We start from the raw sequence: 18,005 nt of genomic DNA on the forward strand, positions 1-18,005 counted from the left end.
TATTCTTAGGACCTTTTCTGCTGTGGCAAAGCCGACAGGCGGTAATGCCAGCCCGTGTTGGGCAACAGCGTTAATCTAACTGGCGAAAACCGAAAAGGAGAAAACGCCATGGACCGTCAGACTGGAAAGCTTATCTCACGTATCGCGGAGAATCTCCCCGACATGTCGTCGGACATCATGCAGGGCTGGATTGAGAACCCGCGGGCACTTCAGAAGTTCCTCGCGAGCCTCAGCCCACCTGAGACATCACCCGAGTTCCAAACCTGGAAGACCATCAAGCTCGGCACGGGCCTTAAGACCGCGGACGATTTCCGTCGAGTACTCCGTGACAGCTGCCGCATCGGCGACGGGGCTTCGGACATTCTCGGCAAGCCCGCCTTCACGGTGTGCGACACCGAGATGGAGCTCGATCTCGTTCGCCCCTCGGTGGCCGAGCTCGGCTTCAAGGATGGCGCCACCTTCAAGGACATCTGCGAGCGGGGTCTCGAGTACGGACTCAAGCTCTGTCCCGCAGAAGTCGGCCCCCAGCTCCGTCTCCAGTACAGGGACCAGCCGTTGGGTGAGTGGCTCATCATCGCCATGAAGGCCATCCGCTACTCGGCCGGCGACCTCAGCGTGTTCAGCGTGGAACGCTATGACAACGGGCTGTGGCTCAGCGGCTACGATGGCAGCCCTGATTACTTTTGGTTCAGCCTCGACCGTTTCGTGTTCGTTCGTCCTCGCAAGTAGTCCTCGGCGCTGGGAGCCTTGGTCTCTGACCTTGGAGCCTTGGTCCTTGGAGAAAATCATCAACGTTGGGAGATAACGCTAAGCTCCAGCCCCATATCTATCGTAGATATGGGGCTCTATTTTTATGCTAAAATAATTCTTGGCAGTAGGTGAATATGCGAGAGACCAAGGTTTCTTGCTACCGAACCCAGTATCCTTGCGCCGAGTGTATCCACGACCATGGTTTTGGGTAGGGTGGTGCATGAGAACTCTCAAAAAATGAAGATACTTGGTATTGCGTGCTAGGGCATTGAAGATGTCGAATACGATACAGCCCCGAGAGTATTCAAGGGGCAGTGGCACAGATGGCGCGCTTTACGTCTCCGCAACTCGGCCGGCAACCTCAACGTGTTCAGCGTGGAACACAATGACAACGGGCTGTGGCTCAACAGCAACAATGGCAACCCTGACAACTTTTGGAACAGCAACAACCGTTTCGTGTTCGTTCGTCCTCGCAACTCTCTTCATTTCTCCCTCGCCTTTGGTAGGGAGTTTTGCTTGCCCTGAGGTTGCTCAAGAGATTTTGTAAGCTGCCCGTTCCATCCTCCGAGCATCTTGCCGATTTCATCTATTTTTACCGAAAGCGCGGTGTATTTTTTGTTATCAAGAGATTTCGTTTCCCACAAAATCATAAGCAGTATCTTGAGCGTATCTGTTTTGCGTATCGCAAGACGAACATAGGGTCTTTTTTCCTCTCGTGCAAGGAAGCTTGCACTTGCAATCGCTTCGATACTTTCTACAAAGAGATTATCGATCCTTTGGCCAAGAGAATGTCGGTGAAGTTTTGGTAACGCTTGGTAGTATTGATACCACAGCAAATATGTATTTTTTAGCTTCTGTAAAATTGGCAAAACCCGTTGGGGGGGGGCTTACCTGGTTAGTATTTTTATGAAAAGGCAGTTCACTCATACCTATAATGATATCATCTCTCTCGAAAATCTTCTTGAGGCGTGGAGGGAGTTTATCAATGGAAAACGCGGGCGCATTGATGTCCAGTTGTTTGAGCGCGATTTAATGAAAAACATTATCGCGCTTCATATAGATCTTGTAGGTAAGACTTACAAACATTCATCTTACTACGCATTTAACATCTCAGATCCCAAACCAAGAAATATACACAAAGCGAGTGTCCGAGATAGATTACTGCATCATGCGTTATACAGAAAACTATACCCATTTTTCGATAGGACTTTTATAGACGATTCATATTCGTGCAGACTGGGTAAGGGAACGCACAAAGCGATGAATAGATTCCGCTCTTTTGCGCAAAAAACATCAAAAAATTATACCAAAACAGTTTGGGTTCTGAAGTGTGATATACGGAAGTTCTTTGCCTCAATAGATCAAGAGGCTCTCATTAAGGTTATCGAGAGTTATGTGCCAGACAAAGATATTATTTTGCTTATCTCCGAAGTTGTTGGTAGCTTTCACTCAACGCAAACTGGTGTCGGGCTGCCTCTTGGTAATCTCACAAGCCAGCTTCTCGTAAATATTTATATGAACGAGTTTGACCAGTTTATGAAACATAAGCTTAAAGCAAAATATTATATTCGCTACGCCGATGATTTTGTTATTTTTTCTCAAGACAAAAAATTGCTTGAAAGTATGATGTTACAAATTCAAAGTTTTCTTTGGGAGCGGCTACGATTGCAACTCCACCCCGATAAGGTATCGATACGCACGGTGGCCTCCGGCGTTGATTTTCTTGGGTGGGTGTATTTTCCAGATCATCGAGTGTTACGAACGGTTACAAAAAAGAGGATGTTTCGCAACATTGGTATAAGCCAAGGCAAAAAAGAAACGGTACAGTCGTATCTAGGAACGATACGTCATGGCAATAGCCAGAAGCTTAAAGGCAAAATTGAAGGTTTGATAAATAAAATTTCAGTATAAAAAAGTTTGGGCCTGCACGCGTGATGCGGGCAGGCCATTGTGCGAGAGAGAATTGTGGAAGGTGCGGTGAGCAGGGGAACTGCAGGGAAGGGGGAGGTGTGTAGGTGACGCATGGGCGTCAGTGCCGGTGGTGGCCATTACGCTGACCTCGCTCTTCTCTGAATTTCGATGCTCTTAGGATCTGCCTTAAGTATAGAGTGTAAAAAGTTTTTATGATACCGTTCTCTGTGGAAAACTTTTTCCTGCGCTATACTATCCATATACGCTATGAACAATAAGGATATTTCAGATACACTGTTTGCTATCGCCGAGTATTTTACGATATTTAATGAGCCGTTTAAGGCGCGCGCGTATGAAAAAGTGGCAGAGACGCTTTCAAGCTTCGAGAGTGATATTCGCGAACTTTATAAAAATGGCGGATGCAAAGCGCTCGAAGAAATCCCAGGTATCGGCAAGGGAATTGCACAAACAATTGAAGAATATATCAAGACTAGTCGTGTGCGCGAGCTCGACGCTATGCGCAAAAAAATGCCGGTCAATATGGAAGAGCTGCGCAGTATTGAAGGTATCGGCCCCAAGGCAATAAAAACACTTTATGAGAAATTAAAAGTAAAAGATGTAGCAAGCTTAAAGAAGGCAGCGCTCGCAGGCAAGATTAGTAAGCTTGAAAAGTTTGGCCTCAAGTCTGAACAAAAGATTTTAAAAGGCATCGAGTTTTTTGAATCATCACATGGGAGGTTTTTGTTGGGCGAGGCGTTGCCTATCGCACGACGTATCGCGGGTGACTTACGCAAAGTGAAGGGCGTATCGCGCGTGGAGATTGCGGGATCGATCAGGCGATGGCGCGAGACATCAGGTGATATTGATATCTTGGTAGAGGCGACAAATGCTGACGCGGTGATGAGCATGTTTGTATCGCGCGAAGATATTGCGCATGTCATCGCACACGGCGAGACAAAAAGTTCAGCGCGCATAAAGGACGGTATTGATGTCGATGTGCGTGTACTACCCAAAAAATCTTTTGGTGCGGCACTTATTTATTTTACGGGTTCGAAAGATCATAATGTTTTGCTTAGGTCCTTGGCGCTGAAGAAAAAATTGAAACTCAACGAATACGGTTTATATCGTGGTACGAAAATAATCGCGGGAGCTACAGAAGAGGAAGTATACAAAGCGCTCGGTGTCTTTATGCCACCACCCGAACTACGCGAAGGAAAAGATGAGCTCGAAAAAAAATACGGCGGGGTTGTAGATTTTACAGATTTGTGCGGAGATTTTCAAACACAGACTGATTGGACCGATGGTGCCGATTCTTTAGAGGCGATGGTGCGAGAAGCAAAACGATTGGGTCATGAATACATCGCGATCACGGATCACACCAAGAGTCTCGCGATGACGGGCGGATCTGATGAAAAAAAATTGCGTAAACAAATACGAGAGATTGGCACGCTCAATAAAAAAATTTCCGGCATCACGATATTGAGTGGTGCAGAGGTAAATATTATGCGCGATGGCACGCTTGATATTTCTGACGAAGTTTTATCAGAGCTTGATATCGTGGGTGCTGCTGTTCACTCGCATTTTAATTTGTCAGCAGAGGAGCAGACCGAGCGCATCATGCGTGCGATGTCCAGCCCGCATGTCGATATTCTTTTTCATCCGACGGGACGCGTTCTCAAAAAAAGAGATCCATATGCAATTGATATTGATCGCATCATCGCGCATGCAGTCTCAACTGGCACGGTACTCGAGATTGATGCACATCCGTGGCGACTTGATTTGAAAGATGATCATATTAAACGCGCGGTAGATGCGGGCGCGATGTTTAGTATTGATACGGACGCACACTCTCTTGCAGAACTCTCATATTTGGAGTATGGTATAGGACAAGCGCGACGCGCGGGTCTTCCCAAAAATCGTGTTCTCAATACGCTTGCATTGCCAGCGTTACAAAAATTTTTGGCGACCCCAAAACAAAAGCGTCATCTCTTATGACTGAAAAAAAAATAATAGTAGAGCGATCTGCGGGAGCTATCATATTCCGGCGGCAGGGTGGGCGCGTTTGGTATGTGCTTCTTCAGTATGCGACGCGCAATCATTGGACCTTTCCGCGCGGGCGACTCGAAGAAGGTGAGCGACCCATTGATGCGGCGCGCCGAGAGATCGAAGAGGAGACAGGCATCTCGCGTGTAAAATTTATCCCCGGATACAAAGAAACGATTCACTTTCACTACCAGTGGCCACCCAAAACCGAAGGGGCCGAGCAACGGCTCAAGTTTATCACCTTCTATTTGGGTGAAGTATTTGGCCGCACTATCAAAATATCGGAAGAGCACAAGAGCTTTGTGTGGGCGCCGTTTGAAAAAGCTATGAAAATCATCAAACATAAGAATAGCAGGGAGCTGCTCAAGAAAGCTCATATGAAAATTATTCGCATGGACGTAAAAAAGCCACCTTTGGTATCATAAAACTATGCTTCTCTCTATCCTTGTAGCCAGTATTCTTGAGTCTTTAGTGTCATTTCTGGCTGGCGTAGCCGTTATTTATAACGAAAAGCGCATGAAGAGTCTTGTGCATGGCGTCATCAGTCTTGCGGTTGGTGTGATGCTCGGTACGGTCTTTTTCGATATTTTACCCGAGACATTTGAGCTCATAGAGCCGAAAGCGGCGTTACCGTGGGTACTCGGGGGTTTTCTGGTCTTTTTTGTGCTCGAAAAAATTCTTTTTTGGTATCATCGCCATGAAAATGAAGAGAGTATTCATGCATCGGCTTATCTTGTACTGTGGGGCGATGCCTTGCATAACTTTATTGATGGCGTATTTATAGCTTTTGCGTTTGCAGCGGGGTTTCCTACGGGTGTTATCGCCTCGTTTGCGGTTATTTTGCACGAGATCCCACAAGAAGCGAGTGATTTTACCGTTATGCTCCATGGGGGATTCACCAAGCAAAAGGCACTCTTTTGGAATACATTTGTCTCGATAACTACGGTTGTCGGTGCACTCGTGGGCTACTATGTGGCTCTTTCTCACGAATGGATTGGTTTTTTGCTCGCTGTTGTTGCGGGCAACTTTCTATATATAGCGGCCGCCGACCTCATACCCGAGCTTCATCATAAGCACGATTCGCGCTCGTCGGTCGCCCAAGTACTCTTGGTGTTTGTAGGGGTGTTCGTTATAGTCTTTGCTCTTACGGTAATTCCTGAATAATATATTTTAAACAAAAAATCCCCGTACGGGGATTTTTTGTTTGGTTTACCTTCAGTTTACTTTGCCTCCGCGAGGATTTTCTCAAATGCTTTGGGGTGATGCTCGGCGAGTGTCGAGAGGATCTTGCGATCGATCTTGATGTCAGCCTTTATGAGCGCTCCCATGAGTTTGCTATAAGAGGTGCCGGAAAGCTTCGCCGCAGCGCTAATCTTTACATTCCAACCTTTGCGCATGACGCGCTTTTTCTTGCGTCTGTCTTGGAATGAGTGGGTGTAGGCATGTAAGAGCGCCTCTTTGGCGGCGCGCTCTTTTTTACTCCGCTGCCAGCGGAATCCTTTGGTTTGTTTGAGGACGGATCGGCGTCGCTTGAGAGCGCCAACGCCTCGTTTTACGCGTGTCATGGTAGTGGTTTAGGTGTTTGGGAGATAACGATTTTTGATAATTTTACCAAAAGAAAACTCTTTTGTTTTTTTGTTTGCCATTTGCCGTGAACGGCTCTTTTTAGCGCTAAAGTGGTTTTGATGCGGTCGGCGCTTGAGCACCTTCCCGTTTTTGGTCACTCGCACTCGCCGCAATACTGCTTTGTTTGTTTTTGCCATGATGTTCGGGTTCTATAGTCATAAGGAGTCCACGGGGACCTTTTTTGGGCTGTTCTGCAATCTTGTGGGGGACCGTAATCGCCTCAAGAAGCTTGGTGAGCCTGTCGTGGACAAAATTTTTATCAATATATTTTTCTCGGCCTCGTAAGGTGAGCTGTATTTGAAGGCGGTGACCCGCTTTCAAAAACTTTTCTGCTTGTTTGGCTTTCATGACGAGGTCATGCGAACCGGTGCCGAGGCGCACGCGGATGCCTTTTATCTCAACTTCGTGCGACTTCTTTTTTGTTTTACGAGCCTCTTTTTCCTGCTGGTACTGGTATTTGCCCCAATCCATAATGCGTGCCACCGGCGGCTTTGCCGTAGGTGAAATCTCGATAAGGTCGAGGCCTGCCTCATGTGCAAGTGCGAGTGCCTCGTCTCTCGATTTGATGCCGACATTATCACCTGTAGCGCCGATGACTCGGAGCTCAGGGGCGGAAATCGCTTGATTGATGCGTATTCGTGGTACCAATGTTCCTATAGTGTAAGGATATTCAGCTCGAAAGTCAAGAGTAGAGACCGGCTATCAACAGGCCCAGTTGGCATGTGATTGTTTGCCTATTACTATTAGAAGATATGGATAGTATGATTCGCGACAGGTGGTTTTTCTGGGCTGTCTCGCTCATCGTTATCGTCGGGTTTAGTTTGTGGGGGTACATTCAGTACACCATTCTCGAGATTGATAATGAAATGAGTGAGGTGGCATTTGCCGAGGTCTCGCGCCCAAACCGCTAACTGAATATAAAGAAAAGAGCGCCGCCGAATGAGTTCGGCGGCGCTTTACGGCGTCTAGGCCGCAAGTAGTCTCTCGACGGCAGGAGCCACATAGTCCCACGGGATGTCAGTGCGCTTGTAGACGATCACCATGAACTGGTGGACTTCGATGGCGCCTACGCCATCAATCTCGAGGATCGAGGCGAGGAACTTTGCCCAGCGCTCTCCCGTGAATCGTGCGACGAGCGTGGAGTCGACCTTGCCGTTGTCACTGGAAAAGAGCATGCAGGGGCTTGCGGTGACGGGGATCCGCGCGGTTGTTGGAAATTCCCGATGGTCATAGTTGCATTCATGTTCGAGATCCATGAGCACCTCCGTAGCGTGTTTATATCTTTATAGCGCTCTAGGGGACAGTTTTCAAGACGATACTTGCGCTTTCTAGTCGTGGATGCTTTTGTAGTACATAGAGATTCAGCAACCACGCACGGTGCGTGTGGGAGGAATCATGAACCTACCGGAAGGATATATCAGTATCAAGACATTGCTCGATGCGATCGCGCACCACGAGCAGAAAGCGTATGAAGCTCGTCCTATACCTGGTGACGGGGAGCCCCCGACTTTCGTATGTAGGAATTGCAATGAGCCCGTGCGTCATGTGTCGTGATCGTTCCGCGTGCATGGCGATCGTCGCGTTGGATTTGTGTTGTTCAGGCGTCTCGAGCACTACGGTTACTACAAGGTGGTGCACATTCCGTACTGCCCTGCATGTGAAAGTGTGCCTACCGCCGCCGAGCTCGAGCTCCATGAGTAAAGCCGATCTACCATCAGATAGATCGGCTTTTTCTTTTCAAAAAGTTATCCAATGCTGACACGGAGGGTAGTTGTAGTGTAAGGTGGGCATTATGAAAAGTGCTCAAGAAATATTTAACCGCATCCAAGACATCAAGCGTGAACAGCGCGATTTAAAAGGTTCGTACAAAGACGCACTCGAAAATGCTACAGGGTATCGCGAGATTGTGCAGGAATACAACAAGATCCGCGACAAAAAAGTATCGATCGAACAAAAGATAAAGCGTGAATCAGCCGCAGAGTTCGCCAAGCTCGAGAGTATGAAAAATAATCTCAAGGGTGATCAAGAAATGCTGAGCGACATCACGCTCACTCATATGATGAAAGGGGAGCATGTCGAGATTACTGATGAGCACGCAAATCAATACGAGCCAGTATTTTCGGTGAAGTTTAAGAAGAAAGGGTAAGAGTTTATTGATAAAAAATGCCCCGCTCGAGCATGTGCTCGAACGGGGCTTGGGTCTTATCCGGCGGCAGGCGCCTCCTTAGGGCTGCCCGTTCCAGGGATGGGCGCGCCGCGGACCGGAATGTCCGAGGTCTCGGCGCGCGGGGCGATGCCCCGCGCGCCAGGAAGGCTTTGCGCGCGCGGGCGCGGTCACCCGGCTTCGGAGGGCAGAAGCCCTGTTTGTGCTCCCTGCCGGATGCTCCGCATTTACTGCATCGTGCCATCATCACCTCATGGTTGGTGAGAGGGTGATCGAAAGCCACTCTCACATGTGAACTCTGGGAAATACTTTATACTAAATATAATATTTTGTCAAACAAAAAGCCTGATCTACATCAGGCTTTTTATTTTTTTGTGGAAGTGGGCGGAATTGAACCGCCGTCCGAAAGTTCTTCTCAATAAAAATTTATACAGGCGTACTTAGGACGAACCCAAGAGTTTGCTCGATTAGTTTCGCGCGCGTGTATCGAGCATGATGCGCACTAGCTGAGGATTATAACACCGGCATTCCACGCACTCAGCGGTTGCGGACCGATGCTCTGGCGCATAGTGGCCAGAGAAACGCCTACGGCTTAGGCAAAAGCCATTGCCGGTTGGCGGTTAAATAAGTTTGCACTTATTGGCGTGTGGCATTTTTGGAAGAGGTGACCACACCTGCTCTTGCCTGATTTTCAAAGAGTCGAGACCCCGTCGAGGCCTGTCACTCCCAAAACATGCTGGGAGCACGTTTTGAATCGCGCTCATGGCGTTTTTTGGAAGCACCAAACTGCTTTAGTATTTTTTCAATTCTCGAGAAATTGATCGTTTGACCTCGCGTTTTTTGATTGTTTCGCGCTTGTCAAAGTTTCGTTTTCCGCGTGCCACACCAAATTCTAGCTTGATGGTACGGGCTTTATTATACAACTTAATTGGTACCAATGTCAAGCCCTTCTCGTGTTCTTTGCCGGCAAGGTACGAAAGCTCTTTTTTGTGAAGCAATAGCTTGCGCGTACGGTCAGGATCATATGACGGCGGGGTATTGGGCTGTTGGTAGGGGGGGATGCTGGCACCCACCAAAAATGCCTCACCTCCGCGGATGATGACGCGCGCGCCCTCCAGATGAGCGTTGCCCGCGCGTATTGATTTAACCTCAAAGCCAAAAAGCTCGATGCCTGCCTCATAGGTTTCGAGTATCTCGTAGTCAAAGTGTACTTTTTTGTTTTGCGTAGTCATCGCTTCTTCAATATAGAACAAATACGGTTTTTGCGTTAGAGTAGTGCTTACTGACATGGAACGCAATCTCCGTACCTATATAGAAGACATTTTGCATCGCGAGATCGGCTCGGACGTGCCTTTTTCGGTTGAGCGCCAAGAAATGGAGGGTCGGGGAGACTATTCGTCAAACATCGCACTCGTACGCGCCAAAGTTGAGAAGCGTTTGCCTATGGCGGTTGCCGAAGATATTGCCTCACGCATCAAAGAAAAACATTTGCCTGTTTTCAGTAAGATTGAGGCAGCTGCTCCCGGCTTTTTAAATTTTTATTTTGACAAACAATACTTGATCGAGATTTTGCGTGATTCTTTTGTGTCAGAACCAAAGCTCAAGCTCGGTACGGCATCGGTAGAATATATCTCTGCCAATCCTACGGGCCCCATGCATATTGGCAACGCGCGGTCAGGGCCCATCGGCGATGTGGTCGCAAACTTGTTGGCAGATCGCGGATACAAAGTAGTGCGTGAATATTTTCACAATGACGCAGGCGCGCAGATTGGCCGCTTTGCTGATTCACTGTGGCATTGGTATATGATCGCGTGTGGAGAGCAGTCGGTGCTGGCAGAAGATGGCTACCAGGGCGAGTACATCCAAGAGATGGGCAAAGCCGTGCACAAAAAATACGGCGCCAAGATTTTAAAAAAACCCGATCTGTACAAAGAGCGCATCACCAAGGTTGCACTCGCAAGCATGCTCAAAGACAATCTGGCATTGGCAAAGCGTATGGGTATTGTCTTTGACAAGGTTGTCGCGGAAAGTGACCTTGAGGCGAAGACCAAACGCGCGCTCGCCCTGCTCGATAAAAAAGGATTGCTGACCAAAAAAGAGGGTGCAGTGTGGTTTACACCTAAAGATGACAATCTGGGCGAGCGCGAATCGGTCGTGATCAAGAGTGATGGCACCTATGTATATTTTGCGGGTGATATTGCGTATCACGCAGAAAAATTTAAGCGTGCTGACTTGGTGGTAGACGAGCTCGGTGAGAATCACGAAGGTCATGTACCCAAGCTTCGCGCAATCGCTGACGCGTTTGATTTCCTGCAAAAAGATTTCAAGGTAGTGGTGCACGGGCAGGTGACGCTCAAAAAAGACGGGCAGGTGGTATCAATGGCCAAGCGCAAGGGCAACTTTGTTACGGCCGAAGAACTGCTCGATACGGTGGGCAAGGATGCCTTCCGGTTTTTTATGCTGCAGTACGCGCCGCGATCCGCCATGACCTTTGATATGGATTTGGCGCGGGCAAAGTCAAAAGACAATCCTGTCTACTATATACAGTATGCGCATGCGCGCGCCTCGAGTATCCTCAAAAAGGCGGGATACCACCAAAAACGCAAGATAAATTATAAAAAAGTAGCATGGCCGCTTCTTGATACTGAGGCCGAATGGGCGATCATTCGCATGATCTTGGCGTTACCTGATGTGATCAATCAAACTGCCGAAGATTTTCAATTGCAGCGCCTCTCGCGCTTTGCGCTCGATTTCGCGCGTGCCTTTACGCATTTCTATGAAACGACGCATGTAATAGGCGAGCGCGCTGATCTTGAATATGCGCGCCTCGCGCTCGTATCACTCTTTCGCGAGACCATGCAACGGCAGTGTAAACTCATGGGGATTTCTACTCCTGATACGATGTAAACAGTTGCGTCTCTAAAAAAAATCGTTTAGTATTTCTCTATGGATATGCAACAACCACGCAATGTTATTATCGGACTTCTCGCGCTCTTCGTTGTGTTCGGGGGAGTTGTTTGGCTTGGTACGAGCAAGCCTGCGACAAATGACGCAGGTACTGCCTCGCTGACTGATCAGGCCGCACCACCACCTCCAGAAGTATCAGTAGGGCCCGAGGTTATACAATTTCAAGGAAAAACTGTGAAAGCAACAATCAAAACACAAAAAGGTGATATCGAGCTCGAGCTTTACCCAGAGGTAGCACCGAAGACCGTATCAAATTTTGTCACTCTTTCAAAGAAAGGATTTTACAACGGTCTTATCTTTCACCGTGTAATCGCCGGCTTTATGGCACAGGGCGGTGATCCATCAGGCAATGGCACAGGCGGCCCTGGTTATGAGTTTGAAGATGAGATAAATCCCAAGATACTCGGTGTACCCGCAGAGATGATCGTGGGATTAGAAGGCGCTGGCTACAAATATAACTATGATCTCAAATCAATGAAAAATGATGTCGGCGCTATCTCGATGGCAAACCGTGGTCCCAATACCAACGGCAGTCAATTTTTCATCATCACCGAGAGCGCGCAACCACATCTTGATGGTCGTCACACGGTATTTGGTCGCGTGACCAAGGGCATGGAGGTAGTCTTGAAGCTCGCCGAGGGCGACGCGATGACTGAGGTCACGATAGCTGAATAGTCACAAAACAGAGTAAGTCAAAAACCCCGCGTGCGCGGGGTTTTGATATTGAAAAAGGCGTTAACTTCGATTAGAATAAAAAAATGCGAGATGAGCTTGGCGTCCTTGGATTCTGGACCCAGAAAAACATTTTTGAGAAAAGCATTAAGCAGCGCGCTCGGGCAAAGCGCTTTGTTTTTTTTGAGGGGCCACCCACGGCAAATGGCATGCCTGGCCTTCATCACGTGGAAGCGCGCGCGTTCAAAGATGTCGTCGCGCGGTACAAGACTATGCAGGGTTTTTTGGTTGAGCGGCGCGCAGGGTGGGATACCCACGGTCTTCCCGTCGAGATTGGCGTTGAGAAGGCGCTTGGTTTTAAATTAAAACAAGAGATTGATGCGTACGGCATCGAGCCGTTTAATCGCAAATGTAAAGAATCAGTTTGGCTCTATACCAATCAATGGGAGAAGGTGACCGAGCGTATGGGGTATTGGATTGATACCAAACATCCCTATATCACCTATAAAAATTCATATATCGAATCACTTTGGCATATCGTCAAAGAGTTTAACGCGGGTAAGCTCCTCTATCAGGATGACAAAGTGGTGCCGTGGTGCGCGCGTTGTGGCACGGCATTATCATCACATGAGCTCGCGCAAGGATATAAAAAAGTAAAAGATCAGTCAGTCTATGTACGCTTTCGTCTCAAGACGCGCAGAGCATCGCTCCTTGTATGGACCACCACGCCATGGACGCTGCCTGCCAATGTGGCAGCGGCTGTGCATCCTGAGCTCGAATATGTAACTATCGATGACCGGGGCGAGCAGCTTATCATGCTCGGATCTTTGGCATCAAAACTTTTCCCGGGTCTCGAACCGTTGTGGCGCGAACCGGGCTCGAAGCTCTTGGGTCTTGAATACGATCCGCCCTATCCGGCGCCCGACATTCCCTATCGTGTGGTTGGCGGTACTTTTATCACCGATCAAGAAGGTACGGGTATCGTGCATATCGCTCCTGCGTTTGGTGATGACGACCTCAAAGTAGGCAAACGTGAAGGATTGCCCACGTTTGTAACCGTTGATGATGCGGGCAAATTTACCAAGGCAGTACCGCAGTGGGAGGGGATGTTTGTCAAAGAAGCCGATCCGCTTGTCGTAAAAGATTTGATACAAAAGGGGCTTTTATTCAAAGAGGCACTCTACGAACATGATTATCCGTTTTGCTGGCGATGTGATACGCCGCTTATCTATCGTGTACGCAAGTCATGGTGGGTGAAGGTGAGCGCCGTGCGCCCCAAGATGGTAGAGGCAAATAAATCGATCAATTGGCATCCGGCACATTTGCGCGATGGGCGTTTTGGTCAATGGCTCAAAGAAGATAAAGATTGGGCATTTAGCCGCGAGCGCTATTGGGGCACGCCATTACCGGTATGGTCGTGCAAAGAGTGCGATCGCAAGGATGTGTTTGGCTCAATCGCGGAAATCTCTGAGCGCGCGCCCAAATCTACTAATACGTATTTCTTGATGCGCCATGGGTTTGCAAAAAATAACTTACTTGGTATCGCAACCGCCAAGCTCAATAACTCATACGGTCTTATGCCGCGCGGCAAGACCGAGGTAAAAAAAGCGGCAGCGGGTTTAAAGAAGGCGGGCATTCAGCTTATTATTTCATCAGACCTTACGCGCACGCGCGAGACTGCGGCTATTTTGGCGCGCGAACTTCGGGTACCAGTTTTGTACGATGCTGACTTGCGTGAACACAACCATGGTGATTATGAGGGTGATGCTATCGAAGACATCTGGAAAAAGCATACGGCCGAAGAAATCCTCAAACATCCCTTTCCAGGAGGCGAGTCATGGGCAGATGTAAAAAAACGCAGTTATCGTTTTTTTCAAAGACTCGAGACATTACATAAGAAGAAAAAGATTTTGGTGGTGGGCCACGGCGATCCGCTATGGTTTTTAGAGGCGATTATGCGCGGCACGCAACAGCCTGATGAATTTTCACCAGCAAAATATCTCAAAAATGCCGATGTACATCGTATCGTACCCGTGGCGGTGCCGCGCAATGAGTTTGGTGAGACGGATCTTCACAAACCGTTTATCGATGAGTTTCCGGTAATGTGTTCGGGGTGCCTGACGCGCATGGAACGTACACCTGAGGTTGCTGATGTGTGGTTTGATTCGGGTGCCATGCCATTTGCCGCACAGCACTATCCGTTTGAAAACAAAGCGCTTATCGATAAGGGCACGGCGTATCCTGCAGATTTTATCTCCGAGGCGATTGATCAGACGCGCGGGTGGTTTTATACGCTCCTTGCAGTCTCGACATTGCTTGGCAAAAAAGCTCCCTATAAAAATGTTATTTCACTCGGGCATTTGCTGGATAAAGAAGGAAAGAAGATGTCAAAGTCTCGCGGCAATGTGGTGGAGCCCATGGATCTTTTTGAAAAATATGGCGCTGATGCAGTGCGTTGGTATTTCTTTACTATCAATCAGCCTGGCGACTCAAAGCTCTTTGATGTTTCTGATCTTGAAAAATCAAAACGAACATTCATCGATCTCTTTCTCAATACGCTCAATTTCTACGAGATGTATAAACCGGTCGCCAAAAAAACATCACGCAAGAATGCTCTTGATGCGTGGATGGAGGCGAAGTCTGCCCAAGTAAGCGCCGAGGTCGCACGCCGCATGGATGCGTATGATGTGGTTGGCGCGGCGCGCCTCATCGAAGATTTTGTGGGCAATGATATTTCACGTTGGTATGTACGCCGGTCGCGCGAACGCATGCGCTCAGGCGAGGGTGTTGAGATTTTGCGCAAAACGCTTTTGCAGACCGCAGTGCTCGCAGCTCCTTTTGTGCCGTTTACCGCGGAGATCGTATACCGAGCTGCCGGCGGCAAGCGCGAGAGCGTGCATCTTGAGGATTGGCCAAAGAAACGCGCGCATAACAAGGCGCTCGTGAGCGGTATGGACGAAGTGCGTGCGCTTGCCGCACGCGGCCTTGAACTCCGTGCGCGCGCCGGTATCAAAGTGCGCCAGCCGCTTGCGTCCCTTATGGTTAAAGGCATTACCGTGCGTGATGCATCTCTTCTCGATATTTTAAAAGAAGAACTCAATGTCAAAGATGTGGTGGTCAATAAAAAATTAACAGAAGATGCGGCACTCGATACCGTAATATCACCCGAACTCAAAGAAGAAGGCGAGGTGCGTGAGCTTATCCGTTTTGCTCAAGACGCTCGTAAAAAGGCAGGTCTCCAGCCGCTCGATACGGTAACGCTCACTATTACGGGCAATTTTTCCGCAGCCGCACTCGCGGCCATCAAAAAGGGCACGCGCGCCAAGCGTCTGGAAGTTGCCGATACAAACAAAGGCCCCAGTGTTGTCTCGGTCGAAAAGGTGTAGTCATGACCGGGTACTACGGCACCGATGCCATTATACTTGCTTCGCGCGAGCGGGGGGAGGCTGACGCGTATCTTACTTTTTTTACTAAAGACTTGGGTCGCGTGAGCGCGATTGCTACGGGCGTGCGTCTTGCTAAGTCAAAGCTTCGTGGGCATTTGAGGCTCTTTATCCCGTTGCGCTTGATGCTCACGCGAGGCAGTACCGTATGGCGCGTGATAGACGCGGAAGCTTTAGGGTCAGGCGATGAGGGAGCGACCGCGTATCACAAGCGCTGCGCTGATTTTGTATTACGCATGACGGGCGATGAATCTCCCGATCTCGATTTGTGGGACGCGATACTCGATATAGCAGGCGTACGATATTTTTCCGGCGAGATGCGCTTTAAGTTGCGTGTACTCGAGATTAGCGGGTTTTTGCCGGACGCCCCCGAGCAGAGTAAATTTTTTACGGCAAAAGCGAGAGCATTTATAGCACATCGGGCGGATGATGCGCTCTTTGCAGATCACGATGAATGCACCGCGTTTGAAGAGGGCATCGAGGGGATACTACGCGCCAATCACATGCTATACTAGTGACATGGCGCTCGACGATCTACGGCGACGGCTTTTCAAAAAAGGCGAGGGGTTCGAAGACCGCGAGCATTCGTGGCGTCTTCGCAGGCACAATACACAAGCACCGGTGTCATGGAAAGCGGAGCCCGTAGTCGAGGAAGATTCTATGCAAAAATTTCTTCGTAAACTTTTATGGTGGGGTATCGGTGGGGGGATAGGGACCATTGCGGTTGTTATGTTTGGATATTTACTGATTTCAGGGAAATGGTCTGTTCTCGGCGTTGATACGCGTAAAAATATCAATCTTACTGTTGAAACTGCCGACGACCCTATCGCCGGCAAAAAACTCGTGTGGCGTGTTGTGTACGAAAACAAAAATGATATCGCGCTCGACAAAGCAGTACTTGTTTTCGCATATCCGCCCATGTCACAGCCGTTGGCAGGTGAGTACATGAAGGGCGGCTTGCGCCCCGAACGCAGAGAGCTCGGTACTATAAATCCCGGCGATAAAAAAGAAGAGTTGTTTTCAGCAATCGTGTTTGGCGCGCAAGATGAGGTTTTAAAGGGGCAGGCAAAAATCGAGTACCGACCACGCGATTCGTCGGTACTACTCGCCAAAGAAACGCCGTATTCATCTTCGGTCAAAGGATCACTCTTGGGTCTTGAGCTCCTACTACCTAAAGAGCTCAAAGCGGGTCAGCAGATCGAAGCACAACTGTCGCTCGTCTCGAGTGCTGAGACACCATTTCGTGGTATATCGATTGAGATGATGTATCCTGACGCATTTGAGTTTATCTCATCAAGCATCAAGCCAACAAAAGGTACTACGATTTGGACGATAGGAGATCTGGGTAAGGGGGATACCTTTAAGCTTTCTATTAAAGGACGCATCAAAGATTCCATAGCGCCCAAATCAATGAAGGCAAAAGTAGGTGTCTACGATCGTACCAAAAACGAGTTTGATGTTTTTACCTCATCGGAAAAAACATTTACAGTGACGCCACCGCTTTTAGTGACAAAACTTACTATTAATTCTGACGGCGATATTGATACGGGGGTATTGCTTGCCGGTGCGACGGTCAACGGTGTTCTCGAATGGCGGAACAATCTTCCCGTGGCCATTTCCAACGCTACGGTCGAAGTCGTGTTTGAGGGTGAGGCGTTTGATATCAAAACGCTCATGAGCGATCGTGGCGAGTTTGATCAGGGTCGCAATTCTTTGCGATGGGTGCCGGGGCGCATTCCCGAGCTTTTGGTGGTAGATCCGAGTGAGAGCGGTACTTTTGCATTTAGTATTACAAGTAAAAAAACGATTAGCGTGCGCAATCCTACGCTTGTGTTTCGTTCGACCATGCAGACGCGCGAACTTCCATCAGGATATGAGGGGGTAGATATTTCAGGTGAAGAACGGGTGACCTATAAACTTGCTACGCGCGCTTCGTTTTCTCAAAAAGGGTATTACTATGACTCGCGCATTCAAAACTCGGGTCCCTTCCCACCTCGCGTTGGGCAAGAGTCGACATACCTTATTGTTTGGTCAGTAACCAATGCGACCAACGATCTTACCGACGCCGTTGTACATGCGACTCTACCTTCCTTTGTGCGTTGGAAGGGTGTTGTCGATCCGCCGTCGGGTGCACTTATCACCTTTGATGAATCAACGCGCGAGATATCATGGTTGCCGGGAGCGATATCTGCAGGTACGGGTACTGCGGATCGCGCGCGTGAAGTAGCGTTTCAAGTAGCATTTACCCCATCACTCCCGCAGGCAGGGCGGCCCGCAGAGCTTGTATCTGCGGCAAAATTTGAAGCGCGCGATTCGTTTGCTAATATTACTATTACACAAGTAACAGATCGCGCCACTACCGCCCTGCGTGATGATCCGCGCGCATTTCGTGAGGGAGGAGAGGTAGAAGAATAGCGTTGGCATAATGC

The 18,005-nt window shown here is 48.8% G+C and carries 18 protein-coding genes and 1 other RNA gene; 13 read left to right on the forward strand and 6 right to left on the reverse strand.

Annotation, left to right across the window (positions count from 1 at the left end; genetic code table 11):
* Positions 1-108 precede the first annotated feature (108 nt).
* On the forward strand, positions 109-729 hold the full coding sequence (locus AAB417_01075; GenBank protein MEK7630610.1) for a hypothetical protein: 621 nt from the start codon (positions 109-111) through the stop codon (positions 727-729).
* Positions 730-1,232: 503 nt separating this feature from the next.
* Here AAB417_01075 and AAB417_01080 read toward each other — a convergent pair.
* Positions 1,233-1,619, reverse strand: coding sequence for a four helix bundle protein (locus AAB417_01080; GenBank protein MEK7630611.1), 387 nt, complete (start codon positions 1,617-1,619; stop codon positions 1,233-1,235).
* A 37-nt stretch (positions 1,620-1,656) separates the two neighbouring features.
* Here AAB417_01080 and AAB417_01085 point away from each other — a divergent pair, with 37 nt between their 5' ends.
* The 4 genes from AAB417_01085 (at position 1,657) to AAB417_01100 (ending at position 5,868) form a co-directional block, all read left to right on the forward strand.
* Positions 1,657-2,661: a reverse transcriptase domain-containing protein gene (locus AAB417_01085; protein MEK7630612.1), complete on the forward strand. Its 1,005-nt coding sequence runs from the start codon at positions 1,657-1,659 to the stop codon at positions 2,659-2,661.
* Positions 2,662-2,928: 267 nt separating this feature from the next.
* Positions 2,929-4,656: a DNA polymerase/3'-5' exonuclease PolX gene (polX, locus tag AAB417_01090; GenBank protein MEK7630613.1), complete on the forward strand. Its 1,728-nt coding sequence runs from the start codon at positions 2,929-2,931 to the stop codon at positions 4,654-4,656.
* Entirely contained in the window at positions 4,653-5,129 is a 477-nt protein-coding gene (locus AAB417_01095; GenBank protein MEK7630614.1) for an NUDIX domain-containing protein, read from the forward strand. Before polX ends, AAB417_01095 begins: the two co-directional genes overlap by 4 nt.
* Positions 5,130-5,133: 4 nt before the next feature.
* Positions 5,134-5,868, forward strand: a complete 735-nt coding sequence (locus tag AAB417_01100) for a ZIP family metal transporter (protein ID MEK7630615.1) — start codon at positions 5,134-5,136, stop codon at positions 5,866-5,868.
* Positions 5,869-5,924: 56 nt separating this feature from the next.
* On the opposite strand, the gene rplT is transcribed toward AAB417_01100, so the two are convergent.
* On the reverse strand, positions 5,925-6,269 hold the full coding sequence (gene rplT, locus AAB417_01105) for a 50S ribosomal protein L20 (GenBank protein MEK7630616.1): 345 nt from the start codon (positions 6,267-6,269) through the stop codon (positions 5,925-5,927).
* A gap of 106 nt (positions 6,270-6,375) precedes the next feature.
* Positions 6,376-6,978 carry a translation initiation factor IF-3 gene (infC, locus tag AAB417_01110; GenBank protein MEK7630617.1) on the reverse strand — a complete coding sequence of 201 codons (603 nt, stop codon included), beginning with the start codon at positions 6,976-6,978 and terminating at the stop codon, positions 6,376-6,378.
* A 104-nt stretch (positions 6,979-7,082) separates the two neighbouring features.
* On the opposite strand from infC, the gene AAB417_01115 reads away from it, so the two are divergent.
* Positions 7,083-7,241, forward strand: coding sequence for a hypothetical protein (locus AAB417_01115; protein MEK7630618.1), 159 nt, complete (start codon positions 7,083-7,085; stop codon positions 7,239-7,241).
* 54 nt (positions 7,242-7,295) lie between these two features.
* Here AAB417_01115 and AAB417_01120 read toward each other — a convergent pair whose 3' ends face one another.
* The gene (locus AAB417_01120) at positions 7,296-7,586 is read right to left on the reverse strand and encodes a hypothetical protein (protein MEK7630619.1); all 291 of its coding nucleotides are present in this window, start codon (positions 7,584-7,586) and stop codon (positions 7,296-7,298) included.
* A 307-nt stretch (positions 7,587-7,893) separates the two neighbouring features.
* Between AAB417_01120 and AAB417_01125 the strand changes: the two genes are divergently transcribed.
* Together AAB417_01125 and AAB417_01130 are read left to right on the forward strand one after the other, a co-directional pair.
* A complete protein-coding gene (locus AAB417_01125; protein MEK7630620.1) occupies positions 7,894-8,031 on the forward strand; it encodes a hypothetical protein in 138 nt (45 codons plus the stop codon).
* Positions 8,032-8,122: 91 nt separating this feature from the next.
* Positions 8,123-8,476: a hypothetical protein gene (locus AAB417_01130; protein ID MEK7630621.1), complete on the forward strand. Its 354-nt coding sequence runs from the start codon at positions 8,123-8,125 to the stop codon at positions 8,474-8,476.
* Between the two features lie 390 nt (positions 8,477-8,866).
* Here AAB417_01130 and ssrA read toward each other — a convergent pair.
* Positions 8,867-9,222, reverse strand: a transfer-messenger RNA (tmRNA) gene (gene ssrA, locus AAB417_01135).
* A gap of 63 nt (positions 9,223-9,285) precedes the next feature.
* Positions 9,286-9,783 carry an SsrA-binding protein SmpB gene (gene smpB / locus AAB417_01140; protein MEK7630622.1) on the reverse strand — a complete coding sequence of 166 codons (498 nt, stop codon included), beginning with the start codon at positions 9,781-9,783 and terminating at the stop codon, positions 9,286-9,288.
* Between smpB and argS the strand changes: the two genes are divergently transcribed.
* The 5 genes from argS to AAB417_01165 all read left to right on the forward strand — a co-directional run bounded on the left by argS (position 9,782) and on the right by AAB417_01165 (position 17,991).
* Positions 9,782-11,401: an arginine--tRNA ligase gene (gene argS, locus AAB417_01145; GenBank protein ID MEK7630623.1), complete on the forward strand. Its 1,620-nt coding sequence runs from the start codon at positions 9,782-9,784 to the stop codon at positions 11,399-11,401. The two genes, smpB and argS, sit on opposite strands and share 2 nt — an antisense overlap.
* A gap of 39 nt (positions 11,402-11,440) precedes the next feature.
* Entirely contained in the window at positions 11,441-12,136 is a 696-nt protein-coding gene (locus AAB417_01150; GenBank protein MEK7630624.1) for a peptidylprolyl isomerase, read from the forward strand.
* A gap of 83 nt (positions 12,137-12,219) precedes the next feature.
* Positions 12,220-15,519, forward strand: coding sequence for a class I tRNA ligase family protein (locus tag AAB417_01155; GenBank protein MEK7630625.1), 3,300 nt, complete (start codon positions 12,220-12,222; stop codon positions 15,517-15,519).
* A 2-nt stretch (positions 15,520-15,521) separates the two neighbouring features.
* On the forward strand, positions 15,522-16,091 hold the full coding sequence (locus AAB417_01160; protein MEK7630626.1) for a recombination protein O N-terminal domain-containing protein: 570 nt from the start codon (positions 15,522-15,524) through the stop codon (positions 16,089-16,091).
* 4 nt (positions 16,092-16,095) lie between these two features.
* Entirely contained in the window at positions 16,096-17,991 is a 1,896-nt protein-coding gene (locus AAB417_01165) for a hypothetical protein (GenBank protein ID MEK7630627.1), read from the forward strand.
* Positions 17,992-18,005 lie beyond the last annotated feature (14 nt).

This window comes from Patescibacteria group bacterium, assembly GCA_038064855.1.
Taxonomy (GTDB): Bacteria; Patescibacteriota; Minisyncoccia; order Ryanbacterales; family GWA2-47-10b; genus SICQ01.